The sequence below is a fragment of the Photobacterium alginatilyticum genome (assembly GCF_009910675.1).
Lineage (GTDB): Bacteria > Pseudomonadota > Gammaproteobacteria > Enterobacterales > Vibrionaceae > Photobacterium > Photobacterium alginatilyticum.
The window spans coordinates 1-19,760 of sequence record NZ_RSEJ01000039.1 but is presented as its reverse complement, the minus strand read 5'-3'; the positions used below and the strand labels follow the sequence as shown (position 1 = coordinate 19,760).

The following is a 19,760-nucleotide window of genomic DNA, read 5'->3' as shown; positions in this document are numbered from 1 at the left end:
CCTATGGGTATTGACTAAACTCAACTAGATTTACGGATGCTTACCGTGTGCAAGAGCCGTAAGGAGAACACAAAATGAATACACAACCACTACGCATAATCCATCGTAATGATCTCCCGGTGGGTGGTTTTGCGGGCATCGTCGAAACTCATATGGTGAAGAGCCCGTTGATTTGGAAAGATGCAAAGAACCGTAAAGACATCAGCCATGGTTTGGGGGATTTCATTTACCTTGCGAGCGGCTATTTTAAGCCAAATGAAGGGGCGCCTCTGCATCCACATAATGATGTTGATATCGTCAGCGTTATTTTGAACGGTGCTGTCGGGCATAAAGGTAGCCTGGGAGACGGGACCGTTATCGAAGGTCCCGGTGTTCAGGTTCAACGTGCTGGTACAGGTATGCAACATGCCGAGTTCAGTAGAAATAATACCAAAGCTGAAATACTGCAGATTTGGTTTTTGCCGCCAGAAACCGGGCTGGAGCCTGCGTACCAGAATTTTGCCTTAAAACAGGGAGATCTTACGACTGTATTAGGTGGCAATAACGGTGAGAGCTTCAACAGCAATATGGTCTGTCAGGTTGGTTTCATTGCAAAGGGGCAGACCGTTGAATGTGAGCAGCCATTTATCGCCATGATCTCTGAGGGTACCGCTAAGGCTAATGGTGTGTTTGTTCAAGCCGGAGATCTTATTGAAGGTGATTCACTGGAACTTAAGTCAGATGACAGTTTTGGTTTGGTTCTGATAAAGAGTAAGTAAAGAAGAGGTGATTATGAAGAAGTTAAATGTACTTGCGCTCAACGTGATAGCAGCACTTTCTTTTGGTACTGCCAGCCAGGCAGCCATTGCCGGGGCTCAGCCTGTATCAGCAACTATTCTTGAGTTTGCAGAGAAAAATACATTGTTTGTGGCCGATTCTGACGGCGGGCAGATATTTGCCTATACCTTGCCAGATGTGAAACCGGCGAAAACGTCAATGAGTTATAACCTTGAGGGGGCTGGCACTAAAATCGCCAAGTTGCTGGGAGTGGATAGCCACCTACTGCATTATCATGACATTGCGATTCATCCGGTCAGTAAAGAAGCCTATATCTCTTTGTCGATTCAACAAAAGGGCAAGCGGACGCCTGTTATTATTCGTGCCAACCAGGCAGGAGTAATCACTAGAGTAGATTTGAGGTCACTGCCGAATACGGTAAAGAAATTAACTAAAACTGCAACCGATGGGGTGAAGTTCTGGCGTGACATTCCGGCATCAACATTAGGGATAACAGATCTGGATTATGTGAATGGTTCACTCTACGTATCCAGCTTGTCCACGGGCGAGTTTTCTTCTACGTTGCGTAAGATTCCATACCCATTTGATAAATCTTTGACCACTTCTCATGTAGAGATTTATCACACCGTCCATAATCAGACTGAGACAAGAGCACCGATTCGGGCGATGACAGTATTGGATCTGGATGGAGAAGAAACTGTTGTCGCAGCTTATACATGTACCCCACTGGTGACTATACCGACAAGCAAACTAAACGACGGTGCCCACGTAAAAGGCAAAACCATTGCTGAGTTGGGCTATGGCAATACGCCTTTGGATGTCGTTCATTTTACTGCCCAGAATGAACAACAAAAGATGGAAGATTATGTGCTGGTATTTCATAAAGAGCGCAGTGCCGATTTAATTCGTGTAGCAGATATTGTTAATGCTAATAAGCAGCAAGGCCTCTCTGCGCCAGAAATGTGGGCTAAAGCAGGTGTTGCCACACGCCCGGTACCGCTGGCTGGAGTGCTTCAGGCTGCTGATCAGGATGAACAGTTCATCGCAACGCTAAAAAGAAATTTGGTGACGGGTGACATGGACTTGGTTTCTTTCCGCAAAGGGGCATATTTCCGTCTGAATGACTTTATTAGTGAGTATAACTTCTCCAACTATAAATATATTCCTGAGCAGGAAATGTTCAGGAACTTTCAGAATCTATTGAAAACCGATGCAGGATATAGCGATCTGGTTCGTTAAAGGAGAGGAATATGAGAGCTGCTTTTCTGTTTAGCCTGGCCATTGGGCTAAGTATTTTTTCATCTACGATTATAGCTTCAACCTGCGAGCCAGCAGCAGAGAAAGCACATGTATCAGCAGTCTACCCGACTGCTGATAGACTTCCCGAGAACTTGCTTCGATTTTATGTGTATTTCTCTAAGCCAATGTATCGTGAAGATATTTTATCGTCAGTGTATTTAGAGGATAAGGAGGGTAATAGGCTGCACGGTGTATTTCTTGATAACAAGTTTGCACTTTGGAGTACAGACAGTTCACGCCTGACATTGCTTTTTGATCCGGGCCGAGTAAAAACAGGTCTTGTTGCTCATAATGCAATGGGGAGAGCTTTGACATCGGGAGAGGACTATCAGCTAGTTATCGATACTATGGCGAAAGATGCCGACGGTTGCCACTTAGAAAAGGAATACCGGAAGCCCTTTAAAGCCGTAGAAGCTGATTATGAAGTGCCTGATGTGGATAAGTGGGTTATTCATCACCCTAATAAGGGCTCAAGCGAAGCGTTGACTATTGAGCTTAATGGCAAGATGGATCATGTTTCGCTGGCATATCGTATCAGAGTGAAAGATCAGAAGGGGCAAAGTGTTGCTGGAAGTATTGAGCTTTCAGAACATGAAGAGATGTGGCTATTTTATCCGGATATAACGTGGGACAAAAACCAGTATCAGTTAGTTATTGATCCCATATTAGAAGATGTTGCGGGCAACAGGATAACAGGGCTATTTGATCAACCTTCGTTAGCTGCTGAAAGTGCAGGTCAGGAGCAATGGATTAGCATCCCGATAGTTCCTGAATACTAACACTGATATTATCAAAAAGTTATTGAGAAGCCTCATGAAAGCTTTCTCTTTAGTGTGCGCGAAATGCATACGCTTCCTGAGGCTTTTCTCGACAAACTATTCAGTGAGTGTATTTAACAATAGGTGGAAATTTGTTATCGTGCAGCATTAATTTGCTATCGAAAACTTTGGCAAGAAAAGTTATCCAGTCCGTTCCTTTCAAAATTATGTGCTCATTATTGACACGTCCGCAACACACTAACATCAAAAGATAAAAGCAATTGCATATTGTGAAATGTACAATATACGCAATTTGTCGTCCGCTCTGTTTATAAACCTAACTTTAGCAGTTATATTTATTAATATATTGAAAAGGAATATTAATAACTTAACATAATGTTTGTCATACATATATGAGAGGATAGATTTTTAAGGAAATATCGTTTGTTTTTTAAATATGTATGATGAATAACCTGGCTGATATAGGCGGATAAGTGAAATAGATAAATTTTTATGGGGTAAAAAATGATAATTTAGCAAAATAACAACTAGCGAGAGGAGATTTTTGATATGAAAATCATTAAGATTATTCTCTGGGGAAGTGGTAATGACGAGTTATTCTATGAGAATAAAGCAAAGCACTGTGTTGCATATAAGCTTCCGATTGACATTATCAGAATTATCTTCGCTGTCGCTGTTTATGTGAACTTCCTCTTTGCAAGAAACGTAAGTAGTAATCATGGCTCTGTGAAATTTGGTGTAAATCAACATGTGAAAAGAATAACAAAAAAGTTAGCAAGTGCATTTTTATCTGTTTTTAAAAATGATGAAACTACATTTCAATCCTTACTATTTAATACTGATGATGCCATATATATAATTAACCCAATTTCAATGAAAATTATTGGATGCAACCGGAATGCATTTGGCCGATTGCAATATAGTTATAATGAAATGTTGAGAATGAGGTTTTCTCAGATTGACTCTACAAATGGAGCAATAGGGCGATGGAATGAAATTATTGATTTAGTAGAGAGAAAAAAAAGTATTACAATTGAGTCAACACACTTGAGAAAAGACAACTCTCCGATACCGGTGGAGGTTAATATATCAGTAGGCCGTTACAATGGCTCTGAATGTTTTGTCGCTATTGTGAGAGATCTAAGATTACAAGAGCTAGATAAAGAGAAACTGTGGATAGAAGCAAATATTGATCCCCTGACAAGGTTGCCGAATAGAAGAATATTCAAAGATAAACTGATTAAAATACTTGATGACAATATGGGTGTCGACGGGTTTGTAGTTATGTTTTATATTGATATTGATCACTTCAAAAAGCTTAATGATACATTAGGTCATTCAGTTGGTGATGAAGTTCTTGTGACTGTCGCACATCGACTAAAACACTGCATAAGAGGTGATGATTGTATAGCAAGATTTGGTGGTGATGAATTTGTCATGGTATTTACAGGATTAAAAAGTTCAGCAATTAGCCCAATTACAAATAAAATAAAAGGTGTATTTTCAGAAAAAGTCAAAACAAGAGAGTACTTACTTAATGTTAACGCAAGTATAGGCGTTGGTGTTTTTGATACGAATAACTTGGATCTTGATATGGGTATAGATTTAGTAGATAAAGCCATGTATCAGGCAAAAAAATCCAATGGGACATCTATTTACTTTCATTTAGAAGAGATGTGAGTAATACAATTACCAATTACTTTCGTAAAATGATAGAAGAATTTGGAGTATATGGTAAAAATACGGCATTTAACTTATGACTCGATAGAACAATATAGCCTTTCATGTGATCCATTAAATCAAGTCGTATGCCAGTTATCAAGAGGAGAGTTTGAAGCATCTAGGTATGTATTAAGCTTTCCGAAATTAGAAGCATCAAAGGAAATAACCAGTAATAAAGTGCTTTACCATGGCGTATGTACTAGTGATTACTTATATATAGCTTTCTTTAATAGAGATGATGCTATTACTGTAAATGGAGTTAAGTTAGGCTATGATGATGTTTTTATTGTGGCACCGAATGAGGAAATCGTTTCTGTTTTACCTCCCGGTGTCGAAGTCTTTGTTCTCTTAATCAAGAAAAGATACTTGGTAGATGTGCTAGGGGAAGAAGAAGTTAGCAATATAATTAAGTTATCGAGTGAAATTAGAAACAGAAAAGTGATCCTGCCAAAGACTCAGCTGATTTCAAAAAGAGTTATCAGCATCATTGAATATTCAATAAGGTATAATGTTTTCATTTCACCGGAAATGAGTCTTCTTGTTCAGGATTATATATTGAGAAATGTTAAGTTATTGTTTAATAAGCCTGGTATTTATACGGAATCGAGCTTTGTTTATGATAAGCGGTTTGTCATCATTCTGCGTGCCTTTGCTTATATCAACCTAAATATAAAATCAAAACTTGAAGTAGGCGATCTCGCAAGAAACTGTTTTTGTAGTACGAGAACGCTAGAGTATGCTTTTAAGAAAGTGATCTCTATTTCGCCAAAGCAATTTTTATTAATGGCGAGATTGAATTTTGCTCGGTTTGAGTTTGAAAGAAAATTTGGTAGCTTGTCTGTCGGAGAGACTCTAAAAAAAATGAATGTCGAAAATCCTGGACGGTTTAGTGGTGAGTACTTCGAATTGTTTCATGAGTATCCTAAAGATACATTAAAGCGAAATAAGGCTGAGTAATTGTATGATATTTTACGCTTTAAATACTTGTTCTATAAATAATAAAAGCAAGAAATTATAACTTGATAATAATGTACAAAAAACGAAAAAATGTCGGTATATCTATGATATGAGTGTATATTAATTCAATCTTTTGTTATTGTTATTAATAGAATTAGTGGAACAAGCCTCACATTATTGACTGATAATGATTAGCTCACTGCTAAATATTGTACAGGCAGTTTTTTGCTATATTCAATATTAGTGTTTGTGTTGTTGTAGCCGCTAGAACTGTAATGAATTATTATAAGGATGATTCTTCATGTTTTCACTTCTGTTTGACAGTGATGTTAGAAATTATGAGTTTCAGATAGAGGCTCTAAAAAGTGAACTTGATAGATGCAATAATCAGCGTGATGAACTTAAGCATAAGATTGATGTCTTAACAAGTGATGTCACCAATGAAATAAAAAAAAGATATTACTATGAGGGGTTGTTCTCTAGGGTGTTAGATACTGCGCACCCACTTGAAGCTATAAGGAAGAGCATATCGGACTCTGTGGAGAATACGAAGATTTTCTTAGATTCATACGAGACTGAAACTCGTGATGGTATTGAATTATTAAGAAGCTTCCAGACTACGTTACTTGCAACAAAAGATCGTGTTAATGGAGTGGGAGAGCAGGTTAACATGCTTAAGCTTAACTCCGATGAAATCACAAAATATATCGTTTCAATTGACAGTATTTCAGAGCAGACAAATCTACTTGCGCTAAATGCTGCTATTGAATCCGCCCGTGCCGGGGATTATGGACGTGGTTTTGCCGTGGTGGCAGATGAAGTAAGGGTGCTCGCGCAGACTGCTCGCAATTCAGCAAAGCATATCAAAGATGTTGTTAAAGAAATTGGCGTAAATACATCATCTTGTCGTCAAGGCGTAAGCGATGTGACGAATGATTTTTCCCTATTAGGGGAAAAGCTTAATATACTTGTAGATATGGTTTCCCGTTTTGTTGATAACGCAAATACCTTGTACAAGGTGGTGAGAGACAGTTACATTCAGCTCTTTATTCATCTTGTTAAGTTAGATCACGTCTCATGGAAAATAGATATTTACAAGCGTATACGCGAGACACGTTTAGATACTAATCAATTGGTTGATCATTGCCATTGCAGACTTGGTCAGTGGTATTATAAAGGCAATGGGAAGGCGTTTTTCTCTCACCTACCAAGTTATAAGTTATTGGAAAAACCCCATATTGATACTCATTATTATGGCGCTAAAGCGATAGAGGCGTTCAAGAATGAGCAAAATGATGATGCTTTTACGTTATTGGCCAAAATGGAAGAAGCGGGAAGTTTGGTTATTAGCTATTTAGAAAAAATGAGTAAAGAAGCGTATGAAAATAATGTTGAGTTCGCTTGAACAAATGTTGAGTGTAACTTAATCGTAAATGAAAAGTTTAATGAAATTGACATCAAGCCATACTTTGTTGTGTATTAATTATATAAGGCCACTCAGGGATGGGGGGGAGAGTAATGATACAGGCAGTTAAAGTTGAAGATATTTGCCAAGGTCTTTTTGTTGTAGAACTAGAAAATGCCAAAGGGCGTCTTCGTGTTAATCACCCGGGAAGAATCCATACAGAGAAGCAAATATCTCAAATTAGAGGGAATGGTATAAAAGTCGTTTGGGTTGATTTTAACCAGTCAGATCTTAAAAATTATATCCCCAGTATAAATCAACTCAACACAACGCAATTAAAAACTACATCTTTTGAAGTCGAGCTGAAACGCGCGGAGTCCATTGTGACACAGTCAAAGGATCTGTTGAGTAAAACTATAGATAATTTATATCAAGGAAAGAATATTGATGTTCGCCCTGTCGAGGAGCTATCAGATAATATTGTTTGTTCTATTCTAAGTAATCCGGATGCGATCCAATGTGTATCGGCGATACGTAATAAAGATACCTATTTACTCGAACACTCATTAAATGTCGCTTTTTTATTGGTGAATTTTGGCCGATATTTAGGGTTCAATAAACATATCCTAAAACAGTTAGCCATTGGCGGTTTATTGCATGATGTAGGTAAAACCCAAATTGATGATGATATCTTGCATAAACCTGGTCGGTTAACCGAAGAAGAGTTTGAGCATATTAAGCAGCATCAAACATTGTCAGAGCCCATCATCGCCAGTATGCCGGATTTGTCTGAGATGAGTCGTCAGGTTAGTCTGCTTCATCATGAAAAGCTTGACGGCAGCGGCTATCCCAAAGGTTTGACAGGTGATGAGATCTCTTTAGTCGGCAGAATGAGTGCAATCGTTGATATCTATGATGCATTAACCGCAGCCCGTTGTTACAAAGAACCTCTGAGCCCTGCAGCAGCTTTTAAAATCCTTAGATCTATGGCGCCGCATCAATTAGATAGTGACTTGTTAGACAAATTTATTTGGAACATTGGTGTATACCCGGTTGGCTCTCTTGTCGAGCTTTCAGACGGGCGAGCCGGCATTGTCTGGGAGTCCAATGAGTCATCGCTTCTTCAGCCAATGATTAAGTGCTTTTATTCGACAAGGCATAAGCGCTATATCGAGGTTGATATTGTCAATCTGGCTAAACATAAAGAGCTTGTTATTGAACGTGGATTAAGCCTAAATGCCGAGAATATCGACCCTACGCCTTATCGTTAATTTCATTTGGATTAAACCATAATGCTTATTCCTCGCTATACTTTTTATAGAACTAAGGGAGCGGGATATGTTTATTGCGATTCAACATGAAATCACTGATCCTGAGTTATTCTGGCAAAAAGCCAGCGGGGCGTTAACCCATCCACCGTCTGGGATGCGGCTCCATTCTACTTTGGTCAGCGTACAGCAACAAATGTGTCAATGCATGTGGGAAGCAGATTCTATCGAGAGTATAAGGGATTTTCTTGAACCTGAACTCGCGAGCTCGAGTGTTAATACTTACTATCAGATTGATCCCGATAAAGCGATTGGTTAGCAATATCGATAAATTGAAAACAATGGCGAGCCGGAGCTCGCCTTTGTTGTTTTTGACTTCCCGCTTTCGCGTTAGCTGCTATTATTGCCGTCCTTTATTTACCGGCAATGCTTAGCTTGTTGAAGCGAATTTGAGGGGCAAAGAAGTCACGTTCGTAGTCGTGGTTCAGGGTCTTACCGACGGCATCAACTTCTTTCAGTAACTGATAGAAATTGCCGGCAACGGTGATGCCACGTACTGGCTGGATGCGTTTGCCATCACGGCAAAGGAAGCCGCTGGCTCCGAATGAGAAGTCACCGCTGACGGCATCGGCCCCAGAGTGAACCCCCTGCAGTTCAACCAATTCCAGATATTCTCCGGCTGTGATTTCAGCATCAGAGCTGGTACCGGTTGCTATCACCGTATGGCGTGATGAGACACCCAGTCCGCCTTTCGCCGAGCGTGAGGCGTTCGCAGTGTTGTCGATACCAAAGAAGCTCGCTGTGTGGCTGTTGTGCAGCAAGCTCTGTAGTTGGCCTTCACCGATCAAGATAGTATCTCGGGTTGCATAGCCTTCGCTGTCAAATGCTTTGATGGCTGAGCCGCCCTCAATGAAAGCGATGTCAGAGACGGTTAATAGCGGGCTGGCTACCTGCTGATGTAGCGCCTCACGCCATGGGTTAATGCCCTTCATCGCAGACTGACCAGACAGGCACATACCGAATGCACCAAACAGGCTACTCAGACAGCTGAGATCAAAGATCACCGAGTAGCTACCAGTGGCAATCGGTGAACCATCCAGCAGCGCCTTGGCAGTTTCATAGCCGTGGTTAATACAGTAGTTAGGATCAAGATCGTCGAAGCGTCGACCCGATGACATACCACCGTGCATAGACTGCTTGTCATCATGCTCGTAAAGGGTATAGGCGTAACAGTAGGTCGAACGTTCCTGATGCTGACACAAGGTGCCCTGGGTGTTTGCAATAATGACCTGGCTGTCTGACTCGCCGAAACCGTTGTAAGGAGCGGCTTTGGCGTTAGGCTTGGAAACAACGCCGCTCTCTAATGACAGGGCAAGGGCTATTTTGTCATCAACAGTTGCTTCGTCCTGTTGATAGATTTCGGCAACGTCAGTGGTTAACTGGCTGTTGATACAGCTGATTGTCTGGTGTGCGTCCTGTTTGGTGTAAAGGGCGTTTTGCAGTGCATGCTCCACCATGGTATCCAGACTGGTTGGCTCCAGTGATTCTGAGTAGCAGGTCGCAATACGCTGATCTTTGACGACACGAACACCAATGACCTGGCCTGACGTTACCTTGTACTCATCAAGCTCACCGCCGTTGGCTTTCAGTGAGAAGTTATTGCTGCAGTTGGCAATAACATCGGCTTCGGCACCGGCTGCGCTGGCACGCTCCAGTACCTGATCAATCGCTTGTTGAAGTTTGTTTTGATCGGCCATTAGTTGCCACCTCCCACGAGAATGTTGTCGACCTTCAGAGCCGGCTGTCCCACAGTTGTCGGCACAGAGCCACTGACGGAACCGCACATGCCGGCGGCTAATTCAAAGTCCTTGCCCACCATGCTGATTTCTTTCAGCACTTTTGGTCCGGTGCTGATCAGCGTGGCTGATTTCAGCGGTTTGGTGATTTGGCCGTTTTCAATCAGGTAGGCTTCCTGCACGGCAAAGTTGAATTCCCCCGTTCCCGGTTGAACCGAACCGCCGCCCATCTTCTTGGCAAAAATACCGTGCTCGACGCTGCTGATCATTTCGTCCAGTGAACTCTCACCCGGCTCGATGAAGGTATTGCGCATACGCGATGTCGGTGCGTATTTGTAGGATTCACGACGGCCAGAGCCTGTCGGCTCATAACCCGTTTTGAGCGAGCCCATATGATCAACCATAAAGCTGGTTAACTTGCCGTCTTTGATAAGCTGAGTGCGTTGAGTCTCCATGCCCTCATCATCAATATTGATAGAGCCCCATTCGTTGGTCATGGTGCCGTCATCTACAGCATTGACGACAGGGTTGGCGATCATTTCGCCCATCTTGTCGTGGAATACCGAGGCTTTCTTGGCCACCGATGTTGTTTCAAGCAGGTGACCACAGGCTTCGTGGAATATCACGCCACCAAAGCCGTTACCGATGATAACGGGCATTTCGCCTGACGGGCAGTTATCGGCAAACAGCTTAACCATTGCCTGCTTGGCAACGTGCTGGCCTAGCTCACGGGCATCAAGGCGGGTATTGAACTCCCAGCCAGTCAGGGCGCCAGGCGCTTCAAAGCCAGTTGACTGCTCGCTGCCGTTCTGGGCGATGGCTGTTGCCGCGACACGTGTATAGTGGCGGGTGTCGCCGATATGCAGGCCGGTCGAGTTAAAGATTTCTATCTGTTGTTCGCGCTGCAGGATACGGCCGATAAACTGAGAAATCTTCTCGTCTTCACTGCGGGCAGCTTGATCGGTTTCTTTAAGGAAAGCGATTTTGGCTTCAAGGTTGGCCCCTTGTGCCAATGGCTGTTGGCATTGATGTTTGCTGTTATAACGGCTGAGGTTCAAGGCTGCCGCATTGGCAATCTGGTCTCGCTTGTCCTTGGCTGCCAGCAGCCCGGTAACTCGCTTGAGCTCTTCTTCATCAGTACTGTTGGTGTAGCCGTACAGTACTTTATAACCGAAGAACAAGCGGATCCCGATACCGAAGTCGATACCCGAGTTTACCTTGTCAATGTCGCCGGAGATAAGCTCGACGGAACTGGACTGGTGATGCTCAACGAAGAGTTCAGCAAAGTCAGCACCGAGGAATAGCGCATGATCAATGACTGCTTTCGCAGTAGCAGGGTTTAGCATATTTGCTCCTTGCTTGTGATTAGGTCCATTGCCAAACAGGGCCTTCAATGGACAAATTAATTCTGTTCGACTGCAATTTTAATGCTATCCATACTCATTATTAGCATGAAATTCAAAATCTTGACTCGCCAATCATGATTGAACCGTGACCAGAGAGCACAGGATCTCCTCTAGCTCGTCCCACGGTAGTGCTTCTTTGTCGATAAATTCTATCCGTGACTCGAACCCGTTCAGCGATAGTTCGTTGACAGAGACGACCTGGTTGACCACGTTGAAGGCAAAGCAGCCACGCTCTGTATTAACCACGGCTTTGACACGCTGGGCGTTGACATTGGAAAGCAGGGTAAAGAGTTTCGAAAAGTCGAAAATTTGATCGGCGGCGAAGAACCAGCCGCAGCTGCGATATCCCTGGCCGCTGTTTTCGCGACGAGCAAAGGTTTCGCCGGGAGCCAGTTCAAATTCTTCCAATGGCGCGGCTTCGCCGTGACTGTGGTGATGATGGCTGTGCTGTGCCTGACGTTCAGTTCGTTCGATAGCCAGCCAGTCGAGGTCAAGCTGACCTTGCTCAACTTTGCCAATGGCGGCTTTTGCCGGATCGGATTTAGCGGTAAATGCCTCAAAAGCAGCCAGATCTTCGTTAGCGCACTGGTCTATTTTGTTAGCGACAACGACATCTGCCAGCGCGAGTTGATCCTGGAAGTTTTGGTTGTCGGTATACTGGGTATCGGAAAAATGACGCGGATCGACAACCGTAATGGTTGCCTTCAGGTCGATATAGTTACGGTAGCTCTCAGAAGTGAGCTTGGCGATCACTTCCTTCGGGTGGCCAAGACCGGTCGGCTCGAGCAGCAGACGATCAGGCTTTTGTGCCAAGAGAGCATTAATGCCAACGGACATCGGCAAGCCTGCTACACAGCACATGCAACCACCCGGAACTTCTTTCACGATAGCGCCTTGCTGGTCAAGAATCGCACCATCAACGCCGATATTGCCAAACTCGTTGATTAGAATCGCCCACTTTTCATTTTCTGGCTTACGTGCCAGCAGAGAAAGTATGGAAGTCGTTTTTCCGGCACCTAAAAAGCCGGTGATAATGTTGGTTGGAATGCGCTTCATTTGGGTAACAGTTCTCCTTGTAGCCTGATGAAGGCATCATATCATTCTATAAACCTATCCGAGCCAGATTGGACAACTTAATTTGCTTCATCTTGTAACTCTGGGTGATTTTTATACTGTTCAAGGGCTTGCGGATTTGCCAGAGCCCCGACATTCTTGACCGGCTGGTGATGGACGATGTTGCGTACGGCCAGCTCGACCAGTTTTCCCGACTTTGTACGGGGAATATCCTTAACTGCCAGAATGACAGCCGGCACATGGCGCGGTGAACAATGTTGTCTGATCCGCTGGCAAATCGTCGCCTTTAGTTCATCATCCAGTTCGTATCCCTCTGCTAGCTGGACAAAGAGTACCACCCGAACATCATTGCGCCAGTGTTGGCCGATAACCACTGAGTCGGTGATCTCTTCGAGCGGATTTACCTGACGGTAGATCTCGGCGGTACCAATTCGGACACCGCCAGGGTTCAATACGGCATCGGAGCGGCCATAGAAGGTCATTCCGCCCGTCTCGCTCAGCGAGACATAATCGCCATGGTGCCAGGTGTTGGGGAAGGTGTGCCAATAGGCTTTGTGATAGCGGCTGCCACCCTCGTCACTCCAAAAGCCGACGGGCTGGTTGGGGAAGCTGTTGCAGCAAACCAGCTCTCCCTGTTGCTGGAATAGTGAACGGCCGTTATCGTCAAATACCTGTACATCCATACCGAGCGCTCGCCCTTGGCATTCCCCACGGTAGACTGGATTGAGAGGATTCCCGATGGCAAAACAGCCACAGATGTCAGTGCCGCCGGAAATAGACGCGAGCTGTAAATCGGATTTTATCGCTTGATAGACGTAGTCGAACTGCTCGGGGGCCAGTACCGAACCGGTCGAAAACAAGGTATTGAGTGATGATAAATCATGGTTTGATCTCGGCTGGTAGCCTTGTTTTTCCAGTGCCTCGAGGTATTTCGCCGATGTACCAAACTGAGTGACCGATTCCTGTTCAGCCATATCCCACAATACATTGCCATCAGGAAAGAAGGGCGAGCCATCATAGAGAACCAGGCTGGCCCCGGATGCCAGACCGCTGACCATCCAGTTCCACATCATCCAGCCGCAGGTGGTGAAGTAAAACAGCCGGTCTCCCGATTTCAGATTGCAGTGGAGCTGATGTTCTTTCAGGTGGTTGAGCAGGGTTCCGCCGGTACTGTGGACGATGCATTTGGGTTGTCCTGTTGTTCCCGAAGAGTAGAGGATATACAGCGGATGATTGAACGGTACCTGAGTGAAAGAAAGGGGGCATGCAGGGAATTGCTCGAGCATATCATCCCACCACGCAGTCGCTACCGGTTGTTTGCCAGAAGGCCGAGAATCAGAAGATCGAGAAATGGCGCCCCTTTCATTTTCTATTGTATTGTCACCTTCTGTCTTGCTGCCTTCCGTATAGGGGATGATCAGTAATTGCTTCACACTGGGGAGCTTTTCCAGCATCGCACTGACTTTATCCAGACTGTTGTGCACTTTTCCGTTGTAGAAGTAGCCATCGGCACAGATCAATAGCTTGGGCTTTGTTTGGCCGAATCGCTCAACGACGCTCTCCACGCCAAAGTCCGGAGAGGTTGACGTCCATATTGCCCCCAATGAAGTCGTAGCCAGCATAGCTACGATTGCTTGGGGAATATTGGGGATATAGGCCGCCACGACGTCGCCTTGTTTAACCCCGTTTTCAGCCATAAAAGTGGCTACTTGTGAAGTCTGGCGGTATAGCTGTTGCCAGCTGAGATGCTGTCGCCGCCCGGGAGCCCCTTCACAATGGAAGATAATGGCATCGGCGGCAGCGTGAAGATTCCAGTTTTTAAGTAAATTTTCGGCAAAGTTGAGGTTTGCATGAGGAAACCATTGGGTTTCTTTGGCCGGCAACTGGCTGTTAGGGGGGCATTGGGTGATTGGTCGGTTTTTTTCGCCCCTGACGTCACAAAAGTCCCACAGCATATCCCAAAATTCTTCGCTATGTTCGATGGTCCAGTGATGAAGCTGGTTGTAATCATGGTACAAGGTGTTCTTTTTTTCGCTGAGATCCACCATGAACCGGTACAGCAGGCTGTCATGAATGCGATCTTTCTCTGGCATCCACATCATTTGCGGATGAGCTGTCGAATTAACCTGAAAAGTAGGATCATCACCGTTCTCTGTCATCAGGAGGTTCCTTGTTCACTTTGGGCGTCAGGGTGGGCACGGACGAACGCATCAAGATGAAGACAGTGCTGCTCAATGCGCTGCAGGGTAGGGTAGGGGCCAACATCAAACCCAAAGCGCCGTGCGTTGTAGATTTGGGGGAGCAGGCAGATATCGGCCATGGTTGGCGTATCGCCACAGCAAAAATGATGGGTACTGTCACTTAGCAGCGTTTCAAGGGTTTGAAATCCCTGGCTGAGCCAATGGTGATACCAAATCATTTTCTCGTTTTGGTGCACCCCGAACTCACTGTGAAGGTAGTTCAGGACTCTCAGGTTGTTCAGCGGGTGAATATCACAGGCAATCGCCAGCGATATTTCTCTGCATTTGGCTTTCTCCCAGCGAGAACTCGGTAAGATCGCGGGCTCGGGGTAACAGTCTTCCAGGTACTCCATAATGGCAATCGACTGGCCTAACAATCCTCTGTCCGATTCAAAGCTCGGAACCAGGGCACTGGGATTGAGGGACGTGTAACTGGTGCTGCTCTGTTCGTTATCCAACAGCGACACCGGATAATGCTCATAGCTCAACCCTTTGAGATTAAGGGCAATGCGTACCCGGTAGGAAGCGGAAGAACGATAATAGTCGTAAAGCTTCATGATTTCCCCGCTCAGCTTGGTCTGTGGTGGTTGAGGTCTTCATCATGGTAGCGATGTTCATAACGCGCCACTTTCTGTTCAATTGCCCCAAAAATGGACTGGCCGTTGTCGTCGAACATTTCAATTCTGACCGTATCGCCGAAGCGCATGAAAGGTGTTTCGGCGACCCCGTTGTCGATGATTTCCAGCATACGGCGCTCGGCAAGGCAACAGGAGCCGCTGGAACGGTCTCGGTTTGAAACGGTGCCGGAGCCGATAATTGTACCGGCACTGAGCGGACGGCTTTTGGCAATATGCTGAACCAGTTCGGCAAAATTAAATGTCATATCCGTTCCGGCATGGGGCTGGCCGAATAGGACATCATTGTGATGAACCGTCAGGCGATGGTGAACCTTGTAGTCATGCCAGTTGCCGCCCAGTTCGTCCGGGGTAACCGCAACCGGAGAGAAAGCCGAGGCCGGTTTGGACTGGAAGAAGCCAAAGCCCTTGGCCAGCTCGGCCGGGATCAGGTTACGGAGCGAAACATCATTGACCAGCATCAGCAACTTGATGTGCCCGTGGACTTCCTCGGTACGGATCCCCATGTCGACATCATTGGTGACAATGGCGATCTCGGCTTCGAAATCAATGCCCCAGTTTTCGTCGGCAACGGCGATATCCTGGGTTGGGGTGAGGAAGGCATCGGACATGCCCTGGTAGACTAGCGGATCCGTCCAAAAGCTTTCCGGCATTTCTGCGCCACGGGCCTTGCGTACCAGCTCGACATGATTGACATAGGCACTGCCGTCAGCCCATTGGTAGGCACGGGGAAGCGGCGAGGTGCAAAGCTTGGGATTGAACGGGAAGATATCATGGGCCGTGCCGTCGTTGAGGTTTCGGTATAGGTGCTGAAGATCGCCTTCGACCTGCTCCCAGTTGTCGAGAGCAAATTGCAGGGTAGGAGCAATGTCATGGGCATGCACGGCTTGGGTCAAATCACGAGAGACAACAACGAGTTGTCCGTCTCGGCCATGGTTTAAAGAAGCTAGTTTCACTCTCGACTCCTTATTTACAATGTAAATTATTTCATCGGGTTAATCGTTGCCATCGCAGCCGTAAGCGGCTTATTTTTTGTTTAACCATGAATAAACATAGTCTTTATTTTCAACACCTTCAGGTAAATCGGCGATTTCAAGCGGCCACCGGGTGTCGAGCATCACCGCAACTTCATCGGTTTCCTTTTTCGGGTTTTCCATACTGCTGGCTAGTGCCTTGGGGTGTGGTCCATGGGAAAAGCCGCAAGGGTGGTGGGTGATCATGCCGGCTTCGATATTATCCCGGCTGAAGAAGTTGCCTCTGTGATAGAACAGTACTTCGTCATAATCATCATTGTTGTGATAGAAGGGCACTTTCAATGCCTCGGGATCACTCTCGATCGGCCGGGGGACAAAGGTGCAGATCACAAAGCCATTGGCGACAAAGGTCGTGTGTGCCGAGGGCGGCAGGTGATAGCGGTGACTCATCAGTGGCCGGATATCGCGCCAGTTAAGCTTGAAAACGGTCAGGTTACCCTTCCAGCCCTGGGCATCTAACGGGTTGAACGGATAGGTAATGGTATTGAGCTGGTTGCGGGCTTTCAGTTTCACTTGCCATTGCTGCTCCATGCTTTGCTGGGCCAAGAAAGCATCATCAATACGGGCATACTCCAGAATTGCCGGATCATACACCGCGTGCTGGCCGACCAGGCCGCGCTCTGCCATCTGGTATCCACTGTTAGTGGCCTCGATGAGCAGCATGGACACCGGCTCTTCAATCTCGATACGCCAGCTTGTCGCCCGGGGGATCACAATATAATCGCCGTCGCGGAAAGAGAGGTGGCCATAGTCACAGAAGAGCTGTCCGCGGCCCTGATGGATGAACAGAACTTCGTCGCCGTCGCCATTGCGCACCAGATGGTCCATGCTCTGTTTGCTGTTCCATACCCGCATCTTTACATTGTTGTTGAACAGCAATAATGATGCATCCCAGGGGGAATCACCTGGCTGCTCCAGCTTGGTTGTATCGATGGCGCGGGGACGAAGCGGGCCTTCCCACTGTGTCCAGCCTGTCGGCGGGTTGGCGTGATACATATGGCTGGCCGGGCCAAAAAAGCCCTCCTTGCCGCATTCACGTTCATAGGTCCCTTCGGGTAAATCGCAGTGAGCCTGACGGGATGCCTTTCCCTCAATGATTGGAAACTGAAACCAATGCCGCATTGCCTTATCCTTAAAGTTAATGTTTTGTTAACTCAATATATTAACTCTGGCTGAGCAAGGACGAACAAGCAACTAAATCCGTATTATTTTATCCGCTGGAGTGTGCGGATAATTTTACATAACCATTTATTTACTAACACTATATTTTGAAAATGCAAGCTCAGCTTCGAGACGTAATTAAAGTTATACCCAAACTACCTCAAGATGCAGGATTCAGAGTGAGACCAGCGGGTTCAGTTCAAGGAAGATAACGGTAGGAATGGTAGCCCCTTTCAACGTTATTTGACACAGAAATGGGCACGCTGGCTCACTCCCAAAGGGCGAGTTTACTTGGCTTCTATGCGTTGTTACCGATTATTAATTTAGAGCCACTAGATTAATAATCGGTGCCTAGCCTACAAGCCAAGTAATTCTCGCTGAAGCGAGCATCTTGAGGTAGCTTGGGTATATTACCCTAACAAATAATGTAAAAAATTTGTTACACCTGTGCGTGGGTTTGTTTTCCTTCCTGTGGTTCCATAGCCGTCATGAAAGCACCTAACCTTAATGAAGATAGAGGGAATTCGGCATTGAAGACGGGAATAATTGAAGATTGCCAGGGTGAGGCGAACAGACAAAGTAGGTTATTTTATGGGTGTAGCGAACAAATATGTATCGAAGAAGCCGGATGAAAATGGCTTTATTGACTGGAACGCGGAAGAAGATCAAATCTGGCATGATTTGGTGATTCGACAGCTCAATAGTATCGATGGCCGGGCCTGTGACGAATACATCAAGGGGCTGGACTTGCTAGGTTTGCCTCTGGATCGGGTACCGCAACTAGAAGAAATCAATCAGGTGCTACGGTCAACAACCGGATGGGAGTGTGTCGAGGTGCCGGCATTGATCAATTTTGATCGTTTCTTCAGCCTGTTGTCTAACAAGCAGTTTCCTGTTGCCACTTTCTTACGCCGTCGCGAAGAGTTCGATTATCTGCAGGAGCCTGATTTTTTCCACGAGATATTTGGCCATTGCGCCATGCTGACTAACACGGCTTTTGCTGAATTTACCCACACCTATGGTCGGTTGGGGTATGAAGCCAGCAAAGAAGATCGGGTATACCTGGCTCGTCTGTATTGGTTTACGGTCGAGTTTGGCCTGCTACGGCGGGATAATAACTTGCGCATTTACGGCGGGGGAATTTTATCGTCACCCGGCGAGACAGAATATGCCGTAACCAGTGATAAACCTGTTTATCGCCCGTTTGATCCGGTTGATATTATGCGTACCCCTTACCGTATCGATATTATGCAACCGATATATTTCGTGCTCGACAGTATTGAGCAACTTTACGATTTGGCCCAGAGAGACATTATGAGTATGGTGTTAGAGGCTAAATCGCTAGGCTTGCATGAGCCAATGTTTCCACCGAAAGATAAGGAGATTGTGGGAGACTATGTCTGAATTACATGAATTGAAGTGTGAAGCCTGCCAGGTTGGTGCGCCGATGGTCACCGAGCGTGAGATGATCGAGCTGTCTCAGAATATCCCGGAGTGGGATGTGCTTAGCAGGGAAGGAATTAAGCAGCTTGAGCGGGCCTATAAGTTCAAGAATTTCAAGCAGGCCTGGGCTTTTGCCGACAAAGTGGCCGCGCTTGCCGAAGAAGAGTTTCATCATCCGGCCATTACGCTGGAGTGGGGGAAAGTGACGGTTTGCTGGTGGAGCCATTCAGTAAAAGGGCTGCATAAAAATGATTTCATCTGTGCAGCGAAAACGGATTTAGCCTTTCAGTCGTTAAATCTATAAAGGTTGAATGTTTAAAGCAGGGCAAGATAGCTTGGATATATACCCATATATTTAATATGGTCATGAATTGTTAACTATACTGTGAGTAGTAGTGTTATAGGCGAATAAACCACTTGATCCATCCATAAGTAGATTTGCTCATATGAGCTTCGTAGTAACTAGACGTTCACTTTATCTTGCTTGACTTAACCTCCCACTTGGGAGGTTTTTTATTATGTCACTAATAATCGGCTCTACTAGAGTGCTATACCCAAGCTACCTCAAGATGCAGGATTCAGAGTGAGGCCAGCGGGCTCAGTTCAAGGAAAATATCGGTAGGAATGGTAGCCCCTTTCAACGTTATTTGACACAGAAATGAGTTCGCTGGCTCACTCCCAAAGGGCGAGTTTACTTGGCTTCTATGCGTTGTTACCGATTATTGATTTAGAGCCACTAGATCTTCAAATCGGCGCCTAGCCTA

17 protein-coding genes are annotated in these 19,760 nt (G+C 45.5%); 10 read left to right on the top strand and 7 right to left on the bottom strand.

Annotated elements, in window-relative coordinates:
• The first annotated feature begins 74 nt into the window (after positions 1 to 74).
• From EIZ48_RS25635 to EIZ48_RS25600, 8 genes are all read left to right on the top strand, one after another.
• Entirely contained in the window at positions 75 to 758 is a 684-nt protein-coding gene (locus EIZ48_RS25635) for a pirin family protein (protein WP_160657978.1), read from the top strand.
• Positions 759 to 771: 13 nt separating this feature from the next.
• Entirely contained in the window at positions 772 to 2,016 is a 1,245-nt protein-coding gene (locus EIZ48_RS25630; protein ID WP_160657976.1) for a hypothetical protein, read from the top strand.
• 11 nt (positions 2,017 to 2,027) lie between these two features.
• Positions 2,028 to 2,855, top strand: coding sequence for a hypothetical protein (locus EIZ48_RS25625; RefSeq protein WP_160657973.1), 828 nt, complete (start codon positions 2,028 to 2,030; stop codon positions 2,853 to 2,855).
• A 549-nt stretch (positions 2,856 to 3,404) separates the two neighbouring features.
• The gene (locus EIZ48_RS25620) at positions 3,405 to 4,535 is read left to right on the top strand and encodes a sensor domain-containing diguanylate cyclase (RefSeq protein ID WP_160657971.1); all 1,131 of its coding nucleotides are present in this window, start codon (positions 3,405 to 3,407) and stop codon (positions 4,533 to 4,535) included.
• A gap of 51 nt (positions 4,536 to 4,586) precedes the next feature.
• On the top strand, positions 4,587 to 5,534 hold the full coding sequence (locus EIZ48_RS25615) for a helix-turn-helix domain-containing protein (RefSeq protein ID WP_160657968.1): 948 nt from the start codon (positions 4,587 to 4,589) through the stop codon (positions 5,532 to 5,534).
• 301 nt (positions 5,535 to 5,835) lie between these two features.
• Positions 5,836 to 6,939: a methyl-accepting chemotaxis protein gene (locus EIZ48_RS29800; RefSeq protein ID WP_160657965.1), complete on the top strand. Its 1,104-nt coding sequence runs from the start codon at positions 5,836 to 5,838 to the stop codon at positions 6,937 to 6,939.
• Between the two features lie 113 nt (positions 6,940 to 7,052).
• On the top strand, positions 7,053 to 8,210 hold the full coding sequence (locus EIZ48_RS25605; RefSeq protein WP_240153100.1) for a cyclic di-GMP phosphodiesterase: 1,158 nt from the start codon (positions 7,053 to 7,055) through the stop codon (positions 8,208 to 8,210).
• 67 nt (positions 8,211 to 8,277) lie between these two features.
• Positions 8,278 to 8,526: a hypothetical protein gene (locus EIZ48_RS25600; protein ID WP_160657960.1), complete on the top strand. Its 249-nt coding sequence runs from the start codon at positions 8,278 to 8,280 to the stop codon at positions 8,524 to 8,526.
• 94 nt (positions 8,527 to 8,620) lie between these two features.
• Here the strand turns inward: EIZ48_RS25600 and EIZ48_RS25595 are convergent, their stop codons facing one another.
• From EIZ48_RS25595 to EIZ48_RS25565, 7 genes are all read right to left on the bottom strand, one after another.
• Positions 8,621 to 9,964, bottom strand: coding sequence for a TldD/PmbA family protein (locus EIZ48_RS25595; RefSeq protein WP_160657958.1), 1,344 nt, complete (start codon positions 9,962 to 9,964; stop codon positions 8,621 to 8,623).
• The gene (locus EIZ48_RS25590) at positions 9,964 to 11,349 is read right to left on the bottom strand and encodes a TldD/PmbA family protein (protein WP_160657956.1); all 1,386 of its coding nucleotides are present in this window, start codon (positions 11,347 to 11,349) and stop codon (positions 9,964 to 9,966) included. Before EIZ48_RS25590 ends, EIZ48_RS25595 begins: the two co-directional genes overlap by 1 nt.
• A 132-nt stretch (positions 11,350 to 11,481) precedes the next feature.
• The gene (locus tag EIZ48_RS25585) at positions 11,482 to 12,465 is read right to left on the bottom strand and encodes a CobW family GTP-binding protein (RefSeq protein WP_160657953.1); all 984 of its coding nucleotides are present in this window, start codon (positions 12,463 to 12,465) and stop codon (positions 11,482 to 11,484) included.
• Positions 12,466 to 12,542: 77 nt separating this feature from the next.
• Positions 12,543 to 14,642, bottom strand: a complete 2,100-nt coding sequence (locus tag EIZ48_RS25580) for an acetoacetate--CoA ligase (RefSeq protein ID WP_160657950.1) — start codon at positions 14,640 to 14,642, stop codon at positions 12,543 to 12,545.
• Entirely contained in the window at positions 14,642 to 15,280 is a 639-nt protein-coding gene (gene maiA / locus EIZ48_RS25575) for a maleylacetoacetate isomerase (RefSeq protein WP_160657947.1), read from the bottom strand. Before maiA ends, EIZ48_RS25580 begins: the two co-directional genes overlap by 1 nt.
• An 11-nt stretch (positions 15,281 to 15,291) precedes the next feature.
• Positions 15,292 to 16,314 carry a fumarylacetoacetate hydrolase family protein gene (locus EIZ48_RS25570; RefSeq protein WP_160657945.1) on the bottom strand — a complete coding sequence of 341 codons (1,023 nt, stop codon included), beginning with the start codon at positions 16,312 to 16,314 and terminating at the stop codon, positions 15,292 to 15,294.
• Between the two features lie 69 nt (positions 16,315 to 16,383).
• Entirely contained in the window at positions 16,384 to 17,514 is a 1,131-nt protein-coding gene (locus EIZ48_RS25565) for a homogentisate 1,2-dioxygenase (protein ID WP_160657942.1), read from the bottom strand.
• 630 nt (positions 17,515 to 18,144) lie between these two features.
• Between EIZ48_RS25565 and phhA the strand changes: the two genes are divergently transcribed.
• Positions 18,145 to 18,957, top strand: a complete 813-nt coding sequence (phhA, locus tag EIZ48_RS25560; RefSeq protein ID WP_160657940.1) for a phenylalanine 4-monooxygenase — start codon at positions 18,145 to 18,147, stop codon at positions 18,955 to 18,957.
• A complete protein-coding gene (locus tag EIZ48_RS25555; RefSeq protein ID WP_160657937.1) occupies positions 18,950 to 19,300 on the top strand; it encodes a 4a-hydroxytetrahydrobiopterin dehydratase in 351 nt (116 codons plus the stop codon). The genes phhA and EIZ48_RS25555 overlap by 8 nt, the downstream gene beginning before the upstream one ends.
• Positions 19,301 to 19,760: the final 460 nt, after the last annotated feature.